The sequence below is a fragment of the Klebsiella sp. Shm-1 genome, assembly GCF_040804525.1.
Lineage (GTDB): Bacteria > Pseudomonadota > Gammaproteobacteria > Enterobacterales > Enterobacteriaceae > Klebsiella > Klebsiella pneumoniae.
On record NZ_CP161823.1, the window covers coordinates 1495402 to 1511559 of the forward strand.

Consider the following 16158-nt stretch of genomic DNA (forward strand, 5'->3'; position numbering starts at 1 on the left):
GCGCTGGGCTCAGACGAGCGCCTGCGCCAGCACCGTCAGCGGATGCTCGCAGCGTTTGCTGGTGGACATCTCAATCTGCCATTTGCAGGTCTCGCAGTCGGTGACGACGAGGTCGGCCTCGCTCTCCTCAATCTGACGGAACAGCGGGGCGCCGATAGCCTGGGATACCGCGTAATTCTCAGTTTTAAACCCGTAGGTGCCTGCGATGCCGCAGCACTGGGAATCCAGCACCTCCAGCTGCAGGCCGGGGATCAGCCGCAGCAGCTCGAGGGTATACAGCGACCAGCCCATCTTTTCCATATGACACGGGGTGTGATAGACCACTTTCAGCGGCAGCGGGCGCAGCGGTAGCGTCCTGCCGGCAGCCAGCTGTTTCCAGATCCAGCGGGTGGCAAGCTCGACCCGATCGCGAAGATCGCTGTTATCGACATCGAGGAGATGGGGGTATTCATCACGTAGCGTAAAGGCGCAGGTCGAGGAGGTGGCAATGATCGGTAGCGTGTTTTCCCGCATCGCGGCGACGTTGCTCTGCGCCTGCTTACGCGCCTTGTCGAAAAAACCGTTGGCGATGAGCGGTACGCCGCAGCATTTTTCTTTTGATAACAACTGCACCCCGGTACCCAGCGCGTTGACGACGCGAATCAGATCTTTATCCAACTGTGGATGGTTATAGTTGACGTAGCAGCCATGAAAGAAAGCCACCTGTTCGCTGTACTGCTTCTGACGGGCGGCGAGCTGGCGGTAAGCGCGGCGGAAGGTGCCGAAACCATATTTCGGCAGCGTACGCCGGTGATCGATGTTGAGCGTCGCGTCGAGCAGACGGCGCACCGGTTTTAAGCCGGTGGCGGCGTTGACCAGGGGGGCAAAGGGGGTGGAAAGGGTACCCATCAGGTCGGTATGGCTGAGGATGGCGTCGCGCAGGGTCGGCTTTTGCTGGCCGTACTGTGCCCGGGCGCGTTGAATGATATCGCCAATTTTCACATCCGACGGGCAGGCGACCTCGCAGCGCTTGCAGTTAATGCAGTACTTCAGCGCCTCGTCGTACAGCGCGCCATCCTTCAGACGCAGGCGTTCGCCGTCCGGCCCCGCTTGTTTCGGGCCGGGATAGCGCGGATTGACCCGACTTACCGGGCAGGTGGTGGTACAGACCGTGCACTTAATGCAGCTTTCAAAACGGGTATCGTTCATGGCCGGCCTCCGGCAAGGGCGTGGATCTGTCTGGCGGCGTGCAGCGCGGTAACGGCGCAGACGCCGCCGCCACAGCCGAGCTGAATGGCATCGAACCCGCCGAGCAATGAGCCGATGGCGAACAGATTATGGAACGGCTGCCCGCCCAGCAGGGGGCGCAGCAGGGCATCGGTTTTCACTCCGAAGCGCTGCCACGGTTGTGAGGCGAAGAAATCGCGCTGGTACCAGCTTTCCCGTGGCAGAGTCTGGTGAAGGTCGAGGCCGAGGATCGGCTCGCGCACGCTATCGCGAGTGGCGACAAGACCGTTGCTGAAAAAGCTGCCGCTGGCCAGCACGGTAAAGCGCGGACGCAGCGCAATATCGCCGTGATTGCGCGTCCAGACCGCCTCGACGGCGTTCTGTCGATGGCTGATTTTCACCACCTCATCGCCTGCGAGCCAGGCGCCGCCCTCGCGAATGAACTGGCGTTGCAGCTGAGAATGCAAACGCATCCCGGGAACCGAAGGCGGCAGCGTCGGCAGCAGACGCAGCGGGCAGGGTAGACGCGCCTGCAGCCAGTGGTACAGGCGATCGTCGGCGAGGCCAAAACAGGCGGGCATGATCAGCAGGTCATACTGCTGCGCCAGCGGTAGCAGCGCTGCATGCAGGGCCGGCCACATATTCTCATCATCCAGGACGCGGGCGATATTGGCGGCGCGAAACTCGGTCGGGTTGTCACGCAGCACATCCAGCAGCGGTAACTCGATTTCCACCGCCGCGGCGGTAACTCCGTGTTGACCGAGCGCGGCGGCGGCGAGATGCGGCTGAAAATCAGCAAAGCCGCTGATCCCCACCAGACAGGCGCCCTGCGACGGCAGGGGCGCGACAGGCACCTCAAGGGGCGACAGCCATGCCGGGCGCAACGTCCCCAGCGGCGTTACCCGCCGGTGCGGCCGGCGCGCATCGCCCTGCATCACCGCGCCGCAGGCGGCCAGCAGGGCTTCGGTCTGTGTCGCGTATTTGAGTACCGCCTCGGCGCCGAGCCGGGAATAAGGGTGTTCAGGAAGCTGTTCAGCGAGCTGCTGCAGACCTTGTGCGACGTCAGTGACGTGATCGCCGTTGGGCAGCGCCGAGAGCAGGTCTAACGACGCGGAGGAAAAATGCAGCGCGCTCTGCCCGCGGCTGATGATGACGCTGCGCAGGCCGTGCTGATTCAGGGCCAGCCCGCACAGCAGGCCGGCGAGCCCGCCGCCGATAATCGCGCAATCAAACTTCATCCCGGTGCTCCTGTGGCAATCCGCACAGGCCGAGGTAGACCCAGCGGGTGAATTCGCTTTCGCGCAGCGCATCGCCCCAGGCGATGGGCTGCACGCCCTTCCAGCGTTCATTGAGAAATTCCGAGAGCTGGGTTAACGACTGCGCGGGCGTGGTGACGTTAAAGCGCTGCAGCAGTCCGGCAGCGCGGCAGGCGCAGAGTTCCCCCTGACAGGTCCCCATGCCAATCCGGGTGCGGCGGCGCAGGTCGAGCAGGGTGTTGACCGCCAGGTTTTCCACCGCGTATTTCACTTCACCGGCAGTGACGGCTTCACATTCGCAGACCAGGCTACGGTGCTGGCGGCTGTCGCCAAGCCAGGACGGGGTGCGATCGCCGTGACGGTAGACGGCCGAGCCGCGCAGCGGGGTGGGGAGGGAGATAATCTTTTGCAGGGTACTTTCCGTTGGCTCCTGTGAACCGGGCAGCGGGGCTTCGGCCGTGGTACAGGGGGTGGTGTTTCCCAGCTTACGACAGACGGCGTCGGTGGCCCACTCGGCCATCAGGCGATAGGTCATCAGCTTGCCGCCGGTGATAGTAATGAAGCCTTCCATACCGTCACGCTGGGCATGGTCGAGCAGGACGATGCCGCGGCTGACGCCGCGCCCGCTGGGATCGTTATCGCTGGCCACCAGCGGGCGGACGCCGGAGTAGGCGCGGAGGATCCGGGTGCGGCCCATGACCGGCGCCAGCTTTTCCCCTTCGCGCAGCAGGGTATCGACCTCCGCCGCTGTTACCCGGTTGTCGTCAATTTCGTCATAAGGAATATGCATTGAGGTAGTGCCGATCAGCGAGATGGTATCGCCGGGCACCAGAATATCGGCGTCGGCCGGCTTACGGCAGCGGTTGATCACCAGGTTGTTAATCCGATGATCGAGGATCAGCAGCGATCCCTTCGCCGGGAACATGGTGATGCGCAGGTCGGCATATTCCGCAATACGCTGTCCCCAGATCCCGGCGGCGTTAACCACCATCCCGGCGTACAGAGTGCGGGCCTGGTGAAGTTGGCGGTCGTATACCTGGACGCCGCAGACGCGATCGCCCCGGCGCAGCAGGCCTGTTACTTCGCAGCCGGTAAGGATCTGCGCGCCGTGTTCGCGGGCGTCGAGCATATTGGCCGCGGTGAGGCGAAACGGGTCGATGGTACCGTCCGGGACCTGCACCGCGCCCAGCAGCGTCGGGTTGACGGCGGGCTCCCGGCGCAGCGCTTCCTGCGGCGAGAGCGGCGTGGCCTCTATGCCAGCCTGCTGACAGGCGTCGATAAAGGTTTGCTGCCATGCCAGGTCATCTTCAGGCAGGGTGATAAACAGCCCATTGGTCGGTTCAATACAGTGGCGGGCGATGCGGCGCAGGATGCGGTTCTCACTGATGCATTCGCGGGCGGATTCGTTGTCGGTCACCGCGTAGCGGGCGCCGCTGTGCAGCAGTCCATGATTCCGGCCGGTCGCCCCGGTGGCGATATCATGGCGCTCAATGAGCAGCGTTCGTAATCCGCGCCGGGCGCAGTCGCGGGCGATACCGGCGCCGGTTGCTCCGCCGCCGATGATAATGACCTCGCTATCAATACGTCCCGTCATCTTCAGCTCCTCTGCTTTCGTTTAACACCATTTAGCCACAATTAGTAAGGTTATTGTTTGATTTCGAGCATATTCGCGCGTTATTTGAGCGTGTTATGTGATTTCGTGCTCACATTGGAACGTTTTGTCATATTTCTGTAACAAATTGTGCGATGTTTCACAGTATCAACTCTACGTATTGCCTACCATCGCGACCATATTTGAAGTTGGTGATTAATCTGGGATTTTGTCGTGACGTCAGTAGAAAACAGCAAGGGCCACGGAGGCTGATATGTTAAGTATTTTTAAACCCGCCGCGCATAAAGCGCGTTTGCCAGCAGCGGAGATTGACCCGCTATATCGCCGATTACGCTGGCAGATTTTTATTGGCATCTTTTTTGGTTATGCCGCCTACTATTTGGTTCGTAAGAACTTTGCCCTGGCGATGCCTTATCTTATCGAGCAGGGGTTCTCTCGTGGCGACCTCGGCTTCGCCCTTTCCGGTATCTCCATCGCCTATGGATTTTCGAAATTCATCATGGGATCGGTCTCTGACCGCTCGAATCCGCGCATTTTCCTGCCGGCTGGCTTGATCCTCGCCGCGCTGGTGATGCTGGTGATGGGCTTCGTGCCGTGGGCGACGTCCAGCATCATGATAATGTTCGTGCTGCTGTTCCTCTGCGGCTGGTTCCAGGGGATGGGCTGGCCGCCGTGCGGCCGGACCATGGTGCACTGGTGGTCGCAGAAAGAGCGCGGCGGGATTGTCTCGGTGTGGAACTGCGCGCATAACGTCGGCGGCGGCATTCCGCCGCTGCTGTTCCTGTTAGGGATGGCGTGGTTTAACGACTGGCACGCGGCGCTGTATATGCCGGCATTCGGCGCCATTCTGCTGGCGATTTTCGCCTTCGCAATGATGCGCGACACCCCGCAGTCCTGCGGTCTGCCGCCGATTGAAGAATATAAAAACGACTACCCGGACGATTACAGCGAAAAGCACGAAGAAGAGCTGACGGCGAAGCAGATCTTTATGCAGTACATTCTGCCGAACAAGCTGCTGTGGTACATCGCTATCGCTAACGTCTTCGTTTATCTGCTGCGCTACGGCATTCTCGACTGGTCGCCGACCTACCTGAAAGAAGTTAAACACTTCGCGCTGGATAAATCCTCCTGGGCCTATTTCCTGTACGAGTACGCGGGGATCCCGGGCACGCTGCTGTGCGGTTGGATGTCGGACAAAGTGTTTAAAGGCAACCGCGGCGCCACCGGCGTGTTCTTTATGACCCTGGTGACCATCGCCACTGTCGTTTACTGGCTGAACCCGCCGGGTAATCCGGGCGTCGATATGGCCTGTATGATCATCATTGGCTTCCTGATCTACGGCCCGGTGATGCTGATTGGTCTGCATGCCCTCGAGCTGGCGCCGAAAAAAGCCGCCGGGACCGCCGCGGGCTTCACCGGCCTGTTCGGCTATCTTGGCGGTTCCGTGGCCGCGAGCGCTATCGTCGGCTACACCGTCGATTTCTTCGGCTGGGACGGCGGCTTTATGGTGATGATCGGCGGCAGCGTGCTGGCGGTTATCCTGCTGGTTATCGTGATGCTCGGTGAACGTCGCCATCACCAACAGCTGAAACAAGCCTAAGGAGCGGCGATGAAAATGAAACTCACCGCGCTGATGAGCGGAATGATTCTGTCCAGTTCGGCGCTGTGCTTCAGCGCGACAGCGGCTGATAAAATGGTCATCGCCCACCGCGGCGCCAGCGGGTATCTGCCGGAACATACCCTGCCGGCGAAAGCGATGGCTTACGCTCAGGGGGCGGATTACCTTGAGCAAGACCTGGTGATGACCAAAGACGACCGGCTGGTGGTGTTACACGACCACTATCTCGATCGGGTGACTGACGTTGCGCAGCGTTTCCCGCAGCGGGCGCGTAAAGATGGCCGTTTCTACGCCATCGACTTTACCCTGGCCGAGATTAAATCGCTGAAGTTTACCGAAGGTTTTGAGCCGAAAAATGGTAAGAACGTGCAAACCTATCCCGGTCGATTCCCGATGGGCAAATCCGATTTCCGTATTCATACCTTTGAAGAGGAGATTGAGTTTGTCCAGGGGCTGAACCATTCAACCGGCAAAAACATCGGTATCTACCCGGAAATCAAAGCGCCGTGGTTCCACCACCAGGAAGGCAAAGATATTGCCGCCAGCACATTGAAGGTGCTGAAGGAATATGGCTATACCAGCAAGCAGGATAAGGTTTATCTGCAGTGCTTTGACGCCAACGAGCTCAAACGCATTAAAAATGAGCTGGAGCCGAAGATGGGGATGGATCTCAATCTGGTGCAGCTCATCGCCTATACCGACTGGAATGAAACCCAGCAGAAACAGGCCGATGGTAAGTGGGTGAACTACAGCTATGACTGGATGTTCAAGCCAGGGGCGATGGCGCAGATTGCGCAGTACGCCGACGGTATCGGCCCGGATTACCATATGCTGGTAGCGGAAGGCTCGAAGCCGGGGGCGGTGAAGCTGACGGCGATGGTGAAAGAGGCGCATGCCAGCCATCTGCAGGTGCATCCGTACACCGTGCGCGCGGATCAGTTGCCGGAGTACGCGACTAACGTTAATCAGCTCTATGACGTGCTGTATAACCAGGCGGGCGTCGACGGCTTATTTACCGATTTCCCGGATAAAGCGGTGCAGTTCCTGGACGCGAAACGCTAAAAAGCCGGGTGGCGGCTACGCCTTACCCGGCCTACGGTCTGTGCGGCCTGCCTTTAATTTATTCACGATGCTGGCTGAAACTGCCGGTGTTGGTGGCCTCAAAATCGCTGAGACGTACCCGGCAGGCCGGGGCAGCCCGCATGGATGCGGGCTGAGGGCCGTGATTTGCAGGGACGCTGCCTCGGCCCGACCCGAAGCCTGCCGGGATAAGTCGAAGGAACCACGAAGTGGCGATTTTGGCGGCCAGAGCCCGGGAGTACAGAGGGCGGCGGCGATTGGCCGCCCTCTGTGCGCTCCCTGCGCCACGGAAAACATATTGCATAAAAATTAACCGGGAGCGCAATATCCTCTGAAGCGACACGCGATAAACGTTTTTCTCAAGCGAAAAAGTTGCAAACCGATAACAGTATCTACGAACTGCGGTTTTGTAGGTCAGGTAAGCGTAGCGCCACCTGACAAGACTACATCTCGATCTCAATATCGCCTTTCGCCCGGCAGCAGCAGGGCAAAATTTCTCCCGGCTGGATAAAGGCCAGCGGCTCGGTCAGCCAGTCAACCTGGCCGGAGACCAGACGCGTGCGGCAGGAGCCGCAGTAGCCTTCGCGGCACTGATATTCGACGTCGATATTATGCGACTCCAGCGCCGCCAGCAGGGAAGGGTGTTCATCCTGACACTCAAGGCGAGTGTCAGAGATTTTCAGGAAGATCCGCTTCATTACAGCTGGAAGTTACTCAGATCGTCGGCATCGACTTCAGAATCGATCTGGCCGACGAGATAAGAACTGACTTCCACTTCCTGCGGCGCCACCTGAACGTTGTCGGAGACCAGCCAGGTGTTGATCCATGGGATCGGGTTGGAGCGGGTCTGGAACGGCAGATCGAGGCCCACCGCCTGCATGCGGATATTGGTGATGTACTCGACGTACTGGCAGAGAATATCTTTATTCAGGCCGATCATCGAGCCGTCGCGGAACAGGTAGTCCGCCCACTCTTTCTCCTGCTGAGCCGCCAGCACGAACAGGTCATAGCACTCCTGCTTGCACTCTTCGGCGATTTCCGCCATTTCCGGATCGTCGCTGCCGGAGCGCAGCAGGTTCAGCATATGCTGGGTGCCGGTCAGGTGCAGCGCTTCATCGCGGGCGATCAGGCGGATAATTTTGGCGTTGCCTTCCATCAGTTTGCGTTCGGCAAAGGCGAAGGAGCAGGCGAAGCTGACGTAGAAGCGGATCGCTTCCAGGGCATTAACGCTCATCAGGCACAGATAGAGTTTCTTTTTCAGCTCGCGCAGATTCACGGTCACGGTTTTGCCGTTGACGGTGTGGGTGCCTTCGCCCAGCAGATGCCAGTAGCTGGTCATCTCGATCAGCGAATCGTAATAGTGAGAGATGCCTTCCGCACGTTTCTGGATCTGCTCGTTGGTGACGATGTCGTCGAACACGGTCGCCGGGTCGTTGACGATGTTGCGGATGATGTGAGTGTACGAACGCGAGTGAATGGTCTCGGAGAAGGCCCAGGTTTCTACCCAGGTCTCCAGCTCCGGGATGGAGATCAGCGGCAGCAACGCCACATTCGGGCTACGGCCCTGGATGGAGTCGAGCAGCGTCTGGTACTTCAGGTTGCTGATGAAAATATGTTTTTCATGTTCCGGCAGCGCCTGGTAGTCGATGCGATCGCGGGAAACGTCAACCTCTTCCGGACGCCAGAAGAAGGAGAGCTGCTTTTCAATCAGCTTTTCAAAGATGTCGTATTTTTGCTGATCGTAGCGGGCCACGTTAACCGGCTGGCCAAAAAACATGGGTTCCAGCAGCTGATCGTTTTTCGTCTGTGAAAAAGTGGTGTATGCCATTGAAGTGAGTCCTGTTGAACTGTATTGCCCGGCAGGAATGGGTTGGCCGGGCCTACACAAACGTAGGCCGGGTAAGCGTAGCGTTACCCGGCAAAAATACCTTAGATCTTACAAGCGCCGCTTTCGCAGCCGTCGTCCTGGATGGACGGGGCCAGGTCATCCTGGGCGTCTTCAGCGCCATCACGGGTGTTGTGATAGTACAGCGTTTTGACGCCGAATTTATAGGCGTTGAGCAGGTCTTTGAGCAACTGCTGCATCGGCACTTTTCCGGACGGGAAGCGCGTCGGATCGTAGTTAGTGTTGGCAGAGATCGACTGGTCGATAAACTTCTGCATGATACCCACCAGCTGCAGATAACCGTCGTTGTTCGGCATCTCCCACAGCAGCTCGTAGGCGTTCTGCAGGTTTTCGTAATCTGGCACCACCTGGCGCAGGATACCGTCCTTGGACGCTTTGATACTCACGTGGCCGCGCGGCGGCTCAATGCCGTTGGTGGCGTTGGAGATCTGCGACGAGGTCTCGGACGGCATCAGCGCGGAGAGCGTGGAGTTGCGCAGGCCGTGGGTTTTAATGGATTCGCGCAATGCTTCCCAGTCGTAGTGCAGGGGTTCGCTGACGATGCCGTCCAGATCTTTCTTATAGGTATCGATCGGCAGGATGCCCTGCGCATAGGTGGTTTCGTTGAACCACGGGCAGGCGCCTTGCTCGATAGCCAGCTCGTTAGAGGCCTTCAGCAGATAGTACTGAATCGCTTCGAACGTTTTGTGCGTCAGGTTGTTGGCGCTGCCGTCGGAGTAGCGTTTGCCATGCTTCGCCAGATAGTAAGCGAAGTTGATCACGCCGATACCCAGCGTACGACGCCCCATCGCACCGCGTTTAGCCGCCGGGATGGGGTAATCCTGATAGTCGAGCAGCGCATCCAGAGCACGCACCGCCAGCACCGCCAGCTCTTCCAGCTCGTCGAGGCTGTCGATAGCCCCGAGGTTGAAGGCCGACAGGGTGCACAGCGCGATTTCGCCGTTTTCGTCGTTGACATCTTCCAGCGGTTTGGTCGGCAGGGCGATCTCCAGGCACAGGTTAGACTGACGCACCGGGGCGACTACCGGATCGAACGGGCTGTGGGTGTTACAGTGGTCGACGTTCTGGATATAGATGCGGCCGGTAGAGGCGCGCTCCTGCATCATCAGCGAGAACAGCTCAACGGCTTTAATACGCTGCTTACGAATGCTGTCGTCCTGCTCGTACTGGGTGTATAGGCGCTCAAACTCGTCCTGATCGGCGAAGAAGGCGTCATACAGGCCCGGGACGTCGGAAGGGCTGAACAGGGTAATATCGCCGCCCTTCAGCAGACGGGTGTACATCAGCTTGTTGATCTGTACCCCGTAGTCCATGTGACGAACGCGGTTGGCGTCGGTACCACGGTTGTTTTTCAGCACCAGCAGGCTTTCCACTTCCAGATGCCACATTGGGTAGAAGAGGGTTGCCGCGCCGCCGCGCACGCCGCCCTGCGAGCAGGATTTCACCGCGGTCTGGAAATGCTTGTAGAACGGAATGCAGCCGGTGTGGAAGGCTTCGCCGCCGCGGATCGGGCTGCCCAGCGCGCGAATGCGCCCGGCGTTGATGCCGATGCCGGCGCGCTGGGAAACGTATTTCACAATCGCGCTGGAGGTGGCGTTGATGGAATCCAGGCTGTCGCCGCACTCGATCAGCACGCAGGAGCTGAACTGACGGGTGGGGGTACGCACGCCGGACATGATCGGCGTCGGCAGCGAGATTTTAAAGGTGGACACCGCGTCGTAGAAACGCTTGATATAGTCCAGACGCGTTTCGCGCGGATAGTTCGAGAACAGGCAAGCGGCGACCAGAATATAGAGGAACTGCGCGCTCTCATAAATTTCGCCGGTGACGCGGTTTTGTACCAGATACTTGCCTTCCAGCTGTTTAACGGCTGCGTAGGAGAAGTTCATGTCGCGCCAGTGGTCGAGGAAACCGTCCATCTGCTGGAACTCTTCTTCCGTGTAGTCTTCCAGCAGATGATGATCGTATTTACCTTTCTCAACCATCTTCACCACGTGATCGTAGAGCGCCGGCGGCTCAAACTGACCGAAGGCTTTTTTACGCAAATGGAAAATCGCCAGACGCGCGGCGAGGTACTGGTAATCCGGTGCGTCGCGGGAGATCAGATCCGCAGCGGCTTTAATAATGGTTTCGTGGATGTCCGCGGTTTTGATGCCGTCATAGAACTGGATATGGGAGCGCAGCTCTACCTGGGAAATCGAAACGTTATTCAGTCCTTCTGCCGCCCAATCCAGTACGCGATGGATTTTGTCGAGATTGATGCGCTCGGTGGTCCCGTCGCGCTTTGTCACCAGCAGACTCTGATTCATGTGGATTTTACCTGTCCGTGAAAGAAAATATCCCCCGTTTATCCACAGAAGGCCGTTGTGACTAACTCTGTGGATAAATACTATATGTAGGGGGTTGTCGATAAAAGAAACGCTATATGGTGAGTATTTTAGTAAGGAATCTTTTGAGTACAAGGGTTGATTTTGACGTTAAATTGAGGTTGCGGAAGGGTAATAATCCGCAAGTCCACGTCGCATAAGGCCTGGAGAAGAAGTCAATAAAACAGAAAAAAAAATGAAAATTTGATCGAGTGCTGATTTCTTCATCGGAAGAAATAATCACGCGGCTTGATGCCGCGCAATCATCATAAGCGGAGGTGCTGACCTCAGTCCTGTTTGGCGGTGGTATGCAACATATAGTTAACATCAACCCCCGGCGCTAACTTGAAGGTATTGGTCAGCGGATTGTAATGCAGACCGATGATATGCTGCTCTTTCAGAGTAGTCTGATCTACCCAGCCCAGCAGCTCGGCCGGCTTGATAAACTTCTTCACATCATGAGTGCCTTTGGGCACCATCTTCATGACATATTCCGCCCCGACTACCGCCATCAGCCAGGCCTTGCCGTTGCGGTTGATGGTGGAGAAGAAGACCTGGCCGCCGGGCTTCACTAACCGCGCGCAGGCGTGCACCACCGACTGCGGGTCGGGGACGTGCTCCAGCATCTCCATGCAGGTCACGACGTCATACTGCTGGGGATGCTTCGCGGCATGTTCCTCAACTGTTTCCTGAACATAGTTTACCTGAATACCGCTCTCCAGGGCGTGCAGCCTGGCGACCTGCAGCGGTTCGGCCCCCATGTCCAGCCCGGTGACCGTCGCGCCTTCGCGCGCCATGCTCTCGGCGAGGATGCCGCCGCCGCAGCCGACATCGAGGACTTTTTTACCGAACAGGCCGCCGGAGCGTTCGGCAATATAGCCCAGCCGCAGCGGGTTGATGCGGTGGAGCGGTTTGAACTCGCCCTCCAGATCCCACCAGCGCGAGGCGACGGCTTCGAATTTGGCGATTTCAGCATGATCGACGTTAGGGGCTACCGACGTTTTTTCGGCATTCATGGGCGCTTTTACTCCTTTTCTGTTCAGACCTGCGAGTATATCAGCAGCGCGCCATGAATAAACCGTATTGCTTTACCTCTATTAGCGCGGCTGTGTTATAATTTGCGACCTTTGAATCCGGGATACAGTAGAGGGATAGCGGTTAGATGAGCGACCTTGCGAGAGAAATTACACCGGTCAACATTGAGGAAGAGCTTAAGAACTCTTATCTGGATTATGCGATGTCGGTCATTGTTGGCCGTGCGCTGCCGGATGTCCGAGATGGCCTGAAGCCGGTACACCGTCGCGTACTTTACGCCATGAACGTATTGGGCAATGACTGGAACAAAGCCTATAAAAAATCAGCCCGTGTCGTTGGTGACGTAATCGGTAAATACCACCCGCACGGCGACTCCGCGGTATACGACACCATCGTGCGTATGGCGCAGCCGTTCTCGCTGCGTTACATGCTGGTGGACGGCCAGGGTAACTTTGGTTCCATCGACGGCGACTCCGCCGCGGCGATGCGTTATACCGAAATTCGTCTGGCGAAAATCGCTCATGAGCTGATGGCCGATCTTGAAAAAGAGACGGTCGATTTCGTCGACAACTATGACGGTACGGAGCGTATTCCGGACGTCATGCCGACCAAAATTCCTAACCTGCTGGTGAACGGCGCCTCCGGGATCGCCGTAGGGATGGCCACCAACATACCGCCGCATAACCTGACGGAAGTGATTAACGGCTGTCTGGCGTATGTTGACGATGAAGACATCAGCATTGAAGGGCTGATGGCGCATATTCCTGGCCCTGATTTCCCGACCGCCGCCATTATCAATGGCCGTCGCGGCATCGAAGAGGCCTATCGCACCGGTCGCGGTAAAGTGTACATCCGCGCGCGCGCGGAAGTGGAAGTGGACGCGAAATCCGGCCGCGAAACCATCATCGTGCACGAAATTCCGTATCAGGTGAACAAAGCGCGCCTGATCGAGAAAATCGCCGAGCTGGTCAAAGAAAAACGCGTGGAAGGCATCAGCGCGCTGCGTGACGAGTCTGATAAAGACGGGATGCGCATCGTGATTGAAGTGAAGCGCGATGCGGTAGGGGAAGTGGTGCTTAACAACCTCTATTCCCAGACCCAGCTGCAGGTCTCCTTCGGCATCAACATGGTAGCTCTGCACCATGGTCAGCCGAAGATCATGAACCTGAAGGACATCATCGCCGCGTTTGTACGCCACCGCCGTGAAGTGGTGACCCGTCGTACGATTTTCGAACTGCGCAAAGCGCGCGACCGGGCGCATATCCTCGAAGCGCTGGCCGTTGCGCTGGCCAACATCGACCCGATTATCGAACTGATCCGTCGCGCGCCGACCCCGGCAGAAGCGAAAACGGCGCTGGTTGCCCAGGCGTGGGATCTCGGTAACGTCGCGGCGATGCTGGAGCGCGCCGGGGATGACGCCGCGCGTCCGGAATGGCTGGAACCAGAGTTCGGCGTGCGCGACGGTAAATACTACCTGACCGAGCAGCAGGCTCAGGCGATTCTGGATCTGCGTCTGCAGAAACTGACCGGCCTTGAGCATGAAAAACTGCTCGACGAATATAAAGAGCTGCTGGAGCAGATCGCAGAGCTGCTGCACATTCTCGGCAGCGCCGACCGTCTGATGGAAGTGATTCGCGAAGAGCTGGAGCTGATCCGCGACCAGTTCGGCGACGAACGTCGTACCGAAATCACCGCCAACAGCGCTGATATTAACATCGAAGATCTGATCAACCAGGAAGATGTGGTGGTCACCCTGTCGCATCAGGGGTATGTGAAGTATCAGCCGCTGACCGACTACGAAGCACAGCGTCGTGGCGGTAAAGGCAAATCGGCAGCGCGCATTAAAGAAGAAGACTTTATCGACCGCCTGCTGGTGGCTAACACCCATGACACCATCCTCTGCTTCTCAAGCCGCGGCCGTCTGTACTGGATGAAGGTCTATCAGCTGCCGGAAGCCAGCCGCGGCGCGCGCGGTCGGCCGATCGTCAACCTGCTGCCGCTGGAAGCCGATGAGCGCATTACCGCCATCCTGCCGGTCCGCGAGTACGAAGAGGGCGTCAACGTCTTTATGGCCACCGCCAGCGGTACCGTGAAGAAAACCGCGCTGACCGAGTTCAGCCGTCCGCGTTCCGCCGGTATCATCGCGGTCAACCTGAACGAAGGCGATGAGCTGATCGGCGTCGATCTGACCTCTGGTCAGGATGAAGTGATGCTGTTCTCCGCGGCCGGTAAGGTTGTACGCTTCAAAGAAGACGCCGTTCGCGCCATGGGCCGTACCGCCACCGGCGTACGCGGTATTAAGCTTGCGGAAAACGACAGCGTCGTCTCGCTGATTATTCCACGCGGCGAAGGCGCGATCCTGACGGTGACGCAAAACGGTTACGGTAAACGTACCGCGGCGGCGGAGTATCCGACCAAGTCGCGTGCCACCCAGGGCGTTATTTCGATCAAAGTCACCGAGCGTAACGGTTCCGTGGTCGGCGCCGTGCAGGTGGATGACTGCGATCAGATCATGATGATCACCGACGCCGGGACGCTGGTGCGTACCCGCGTTTCCGAAGTGAGCATCGTGGGCCGTAACACCCAGGGCGTGATCCTCATCCGCACCGCGGAAGATGAAAACGTGGTGGGTCTGCAGCGCGTGGCTGAGCCGGTGGATGATGAAGAGCTGGATGCCATCGACGGTAGCGCGGCGGAAGGCGATGACGATATCGCCCCGGAAGCGGATACCGATGACGATGTCGCGGATGACGCCGACGAGTAATTCCGTATTGTGATATCGCACAGAAGGGAGGCCTGGCCTCCCTTTTTTTCGTTCTGAATATACTGCGTAACGATGGGCTGCCGAATGACAAAGCATTCGGCAAAGGGGGGTTAATTTATCCTTTCCACAATCATCGCGATGCCCTGACCGCCGCCGATGCACAGCGTGGCCAGACCGAGCGTTTTATCGTGCGCTGACAAGGCATGCAGCAGGGTCACAAGAATACGCGCACCGCTGGCGCCGATAGGGTGTCCAAGGGCGATTGCCCCGCCGTTGACGTTCACCTTCTGCGGATCGAAACCCAGCGTCTTACCCACGGCAAGGAACTGTGCGGCAAACGCTTCGTTGGCTTCGATCAGATCGATATCAGAAAGTGTCAGTCCGCTCAGTTGCAGCGCTCTCTGCGTAGCGGGAACCGGCCCCATCCCCATTAACGCCGGCGCGACGCCGCCGCTGGCCCAGGCTTTGATCCGTGCAAGAGGTTTTAATCCCGCTGCCAGCGCTGCGGATTCTTCCATCACCACCAGCGCCGCCGCGCCGTCGTTAATGCCGGAAGCATTACCTGCCGTTACTGTGCCAGACTTGTCGAAGGCCGGACGCAAAGCGGCAAGCCCTTCTGTCGTAGAGTCGGCTTTAGGAAACTCATCACGTTCAAAAATGGTCGTTTTTTTACGGGAGGTGACGCTGACCGGCACAATTTCGGCCCGGAATGCGCCGGAATCGATGGCGGCAAGCGCTTTACGCTGTGAAAGCAGCGCCAGCTCATCCTGCATTTCCCGGCTGATGCCGTATTCCTTAGCAACGTTTTCTGCGGTGATCCCCATATGATAACCGTGAGTGGCGCAGATAAGACCGTCGCGCAGGATCACGTCGGAGAGCCGCCCGTCGCCGAGACGGTAGCCCCAGCGGGCTTTAGCGTCCAGCAGGTACGGCGCCTGGCTCATGTTTTCCATACCGCCTGCGACCAGCGCTTGCGCCTGTCCGGCCAGAATCGCCTGCGCGGCCAGCGCCACGCTTTTGAGGCCGGAGCCGCACACTTTGTTAACGGTAAAGCCGCATACCGTCTCGGCAAGACCGCTTTTGAGCAGCGCCTGGCGGGCCGGGTTTTGCCCGAGACCGGCCTGTAGGACGTTGCCCATAATCACTTCATCCACGCGCTGAGGATCGAGCTGCGCGCGCTGAAGGGCTGCCTTAATTACCGTAGCGCCGAGGTCGATGGCGCTGGTGGTCGCCAGCGCGCCGTTAAAACTGCCGATTGCGGTACGCGCCGCGCTGACGATGACACAATTTTTCATCTTAATTCCTTAAAAGTGAG

General features: G+C 58.4%; 11 protein-coding genes. 3 read left to right on the forward strand and 8 right to left on the reverse strand.

The window, feature by feature from the left end; all coding sequences use genetic code 11:
• Positions 1–9: 9 nt before the first annotated feature.
• Genes glpC through glpA form a run of 3 tightly spaced genes read right to left on the reverse strand, consistent with a single transcriptional unit; the run spans position 10 to position 4056 of the window.
• Entirely contained in the window at positions 10–1188 is a 1179-nt protein-coding gene (glpC, locus tag AB1E37_RS07350; protein WP_367777053.1) for an anaerobic glycerol-3-phosphate dehydrogenase subunit GlpC, read from the reverse strand.
• Complete coding sequence (glpB, locus tag AB1E37_RS07355) at positions 1185–2444, reverse strand: glycerol-3-phosphate dehydrogenase subunit GlpB (protein ID WP_004899550.1); 1260 nt, start codon at positions 2442–2444, stop codon at positions 1185–1187. Before glpB ends, glpC begins: the two co-directional genes overlap by 4 nt.
• Positions 2434–4056, reverse strand: a complete 1623-nt coding sequence (glpA, locus tag AB1E37_RS07360) for an anaerobic glycerol-3-phosphate dehydrogenase subunit A (RefSeq protein ID WP_004899549.1) — start codon at positions 4054–4056, stop codon at positions 2434–2436. Before glpA ends, glpB begins: the two co-directional genes overlap by 11 nt.
• 271 nt (positions 4057–4327) lie before the next feature.
• On the opposite strand from glpA, the gene glpT reads away from it, so the two are divergent.
• Both glpT and glpQ read left to right on the forward strand, forming a co-directional pair.
• Positions 4328–5674, forward strand: a complete 1347-nt coding sequence (gene glpT / locus AB1E37_RS07365; RefSeq protein ID WP_002913019.1) for a glycerol-3-phosphate transporter — start codon at positions 4328–4330, stop codon at positions 5672–5674.
• Positions 5675–5683: 9 nt separating this feature from the next.
• On the forward strand, positions 5684–6754 hold the full coding sequence (gene glpQ, locus AB1E37_RS07370) for a glycerophosphodiester phosphodiesterase (RefSeq protein ID WP_004899547.1): 1071 nt from the start codon (positions 5684–5686) through the stop codon (positions 6752–6754).
• A 461-nt stretch (positions 6755–7215) separates the two neighbouring features.
• Here the strand turns inward: glpQ and yfaE are convergent, their stop codons facing one another.
• The 4 genes from yfaE to ubiG form a co-directional block, all read right to left on the reverse strand.
• Positions 7216–7470, reverse strand: coding sequence for a class I ribonucleotide reductase maintenance protein YfaE (gene yfaE, locus AB1E37_RS07375; protein WP_002913017.1), 255 nt, complete (start codon positions 7468–7470; stop codon positions 7216–7218).
• Positions 7470–8600 carry a class Ia ribonucleoside-diphosphate reductase subunit beta gene (nrdB, locus tag AB1E37_RS07380; RefSeq protein WP_004140835.1) on the reverse strand — a complete coding sequence of 377 codons (1131 nt, stop codon included), beginning with the start codon at positions 8598–8600 and terminating at the stop codon, positions 7470–7472. Before nrdB ends, yfaE begins: the two co-directional genes overlap by 1 nt.
• Positions 8601–8701: 101 nt before the next feature.
• Complete coding sequence (gene nrdA, locus AB1E37_RS07385; protein WP_002913016.1) at positions 8702–10987, reverse strand: class 1a ribonucleoside-diphosphate reductase subunit alpha; 2286 nt, start codon at positions 10985–10987, stop codon at positions 8702–8704.
• A 344-nt stretch (positions 10988–11331) separates the two neighbouring features.
• Positions 11332–12060: a bifunctional 2-polyprenyl-6-hydroxyphenol methylase/3-demethylubiquinol 3-O-methyltransferase UbiG gene (ubiG, locus tag AB1E37_RS07390; RefSeq protein WP_004211972.1), complete on the reverse strand. Its 729-nt coding sequence runs from the start codon at positions 12058–12060 to the stop codon at positions 11332–11334.
• Positions 12061–12206: 146 nt separating this feature from the next.
• Between ubiG and gyrA the strand changes: the two genes are divergently transcribed.
• Positions 12207–14843 (forward strand): DNA topoisomerase (ATP-hydrolyzing) subunit A, encoded by a 2637-nt coding sequence (gene gyrA, locus AB1E37_RS07395; protein ID WP_004184961.1) that lies wholly within the window; start codon positions 12207–12209, stop codon positions 14841–14843.
• A gap of 110 nt (positions 14844–14953) precedes the next feature.
• Here gyrA and AB1E37_RS07400 read toward each other — a convergent pair whose 3' ends face one another.
• Complete coding sequence (locus AB1E37_RS07400) at positions 14954–16138, reverse strand: acetyl-CoA C-acetyltransferase (RefSeq protein ID WP_004899541.1); 1185 nt, start codon at positions 16136–16138, stop codon at positions 14954–14956.
• Positions 16139–16158: the final 20 nt, after the last annotated feature.

Bases quoted from the DNA above. Each gene is read 5' to 3' on its own strand.
- glpC (WP_367777053.1), bottom strand. From the start codon at position 1,188: ATGAACGATACCCGTTTTGAAAGCTGCATTAAGTGCACGGTCTGTACC.
- glpB (WP_004899550.1), bottom strand. From the start codon at position 2,444: ATGAAGTTTGATTGCGCGATTATCGGCGGCGGGCTCGCCGGCCTGCTG.
- glpA (WP_004899549.1), bottom strand. From the start codon at position 4,056: ATGACGGGACGTATTGATAGCGAGGTCATTATCATCGGCGGCGGAGCA.
- glpT (WP_002913019.1), top strand. From the start codon at position 4,328: ATGTTAAGTATTTTTAAACCCGCCGCGCATAAAGCGCGTTTGCCAGCA.
- glpQ (WP_004899547.1), top strand. From the start codon at position 5,684: ATGAAAATGAAACTCACCGCGCTGATGAGCGGAATGATTCTGTCCAGT.
- yfaE (WP_002913017.1), bottom strand. From the start codon at position 7,470: ATGAAGCGGATCTTCCTGAAAATCTCTGACACTCGCCTTGAGTGTCAG.
- nrdB (WP_004140835.1), bottom strand. From the start codon at position 8,600: ATGGCATACACCACTTTTTCACAGACGAAAAACGATCAGCTGCTGGAA.
- nrdA (WP_002913016.1), bottom strand. From the start codon at position 10,987: ATGAATCAGAGTCTGCTGGTGACAAAGCGCGACGGGACCACCGAGCGC.
- ubiG (WP_004211972.1), bottom strand. From the start codon at position 12,060: ATGAATGCCGAAAAAACGTCGGTAGCCCCTAACGTCGATCATGCTGAA.
- gyrA (WP_004184961.1), top strand. From the start codon at position 12,207: ATGAGCGACCTTGCGAGAGAAATTACACCGGTCAACATTGAGGAAGAG.
- AB1E37_RS07400 (WP_004899541.1), bottom strand. From the start codon at position 16,138: ATGAAAAATTGTGTCATCGTCAGCGCGGCGCGTACCGCAATCGGCAGT.